Source organism: Vibrio sp. 1249-1, assembly GCF_033340495.1.
Genome location: NZ_JAWOWJ010000208.1, coordinates 1 through 949 on the forward strand (window position 1 = coordinate 1; position 949 = coordinate 949).

General features: G+C 42.9%; 1 pseudogene. It reads left to right on the plus strand.

The window, feature by feature from the left end:
* Positions 1-171 precede the first annotated feature (171 nt).
* A pseudogene (locus tag R7Z50_RS25300) lies at positions 172-949 on the plus strand (cadherin repeat domain-containing protein); the annotation flags it as partial.

A 949-nucleotide genomic window follows, 5' to 3' on the forward strand; every position in this document is an offset into this window, starting at 1 on the left:
GTTTGCTTCGCGTTTTTTCGGGTAATTTTCTCGCCATTTATCAGAATTTATTTTTACCCTTAATATAGTAGTAAATACTTAAGTAATAAAGTCATCAACAATAGGGATAGCGATTAATAAAACATCGTATTATTATCTCGCCCCTTGAGATGTAACAAATTATTACTAAAAATGAACAGAAATTATTATTTGATTTTTCTTGCTGCTTTACTTGCTGGTTGCGGTGGAGGAGGTGACTCCAAGCCGAGCAATACAAGCTCTCCAACTTCTATCACGAAGCAGAGTCGTCCACAGCTGATTGTTGAAGATGCCTCGTTGCAGTTTGAGGGTGTGGGAACCATCACTCAGACACTATTGAGCAACGTTCGCGGCTCAGTATCTTACCAAGTCATTGATTCAAATCCGCCGAATGTGGTGAGAGTGAATGATTCGGGAGTATTTCAAATCCTGCGTCCAGGCACCGCGATAATTCGTGCAACAGATACCAGGTCGGTGGATGAATCTTCTGAAACGACGTGTTCGGGCACGGTGGAACGAGGTTTTAACAATGATCTTTCTGCCAGTGATTTAAGCCTAGTTGCACTCGATCCTGACGGGAAAGCTCTGACCGTGCGCGGGCAGAAAGGTAAACTGAGTTATCAAGTCGAAAGCGGGCAGAACCTCATTCAAGTTGATGATAACGGCGTTGTTTATTCTCTTGGTTCTGCGGGTCAGGCTTCTGTACTGATTTCCGATTCAGGTAACGACTTATATCTACCTAAGCAAGTTCGTGCAACCGTAACATTGTATGCGATAGGTGCTGAGCAACTTAAATTTGCCTTAATCGAAGATGAGTATCGAGACGGTTTAACCTTAGCGCCTTCACGTTTGGATAAAGTTGAAACGCAAAATATCACTTACAAAATTTTGCGCAGCGAACCAGACAACGAGGTTGCCGAGTTACTAAACC